Here is a 380-nt window from a genome sequence, read left to right as displayed (position 1 = left end):
TGTTCAACGGCTCGCTGAGCAAGAGATTTACGTTGTACAGGCTTTATAACTTCTTTGACAGTGCATCCTGAAGAATATCTGCTTTAAGACGTTCGTCAGCATACATACGTTTCAGACGAGCATTTTCAGCCTCTAATTCTTTAAGTCGTGTCATTATTGAAATATCCATACCTCCATATTTCGCTTTCCATTTATAAAATGTAGCGGAACTCATACCATGTTCACGGCATAAGTTAGGCACGGGTGTTCCTGATTCAGCTTGTTTTAAAATACTCATGATTAAGCTGTCTGAATATTTAGATGTTTTCATAAAAAATCTCCTTGAACAGGATTATTCGATTTTCTACTTTTGAGTTCAATTATTTTGAGGGGGGATTACC

Annotated in this window: 1 pseudogene; it reads right to left on the bottom strand. The window is 36.8% G+C overall.

Annotated elements, in window-relative coordinates:
* Nucleotides 1–310 (bottom strand): annotated as a pseudogene (locus EXE10_RS21280) (transposase); the annotation flags it as partial.
* Nucleotides 311–380 lie beyond the last annotated feature (70 nt).

It is taken from the genome of Acinetobacter sp. WCHAc060033, from assembly GCF_004209125.1.
GTDB classification, from domain to species: domain Bacteria; phylum Pseudomonadota; class Gammaproteobacteria; order Pseudomonadales; family Moraxellaceae; genus Acinetobacter; species Acinetobacter wuhouensis.
This window is presented reverse-complemented; position numbering and strand designations above follow the sequence as displayed.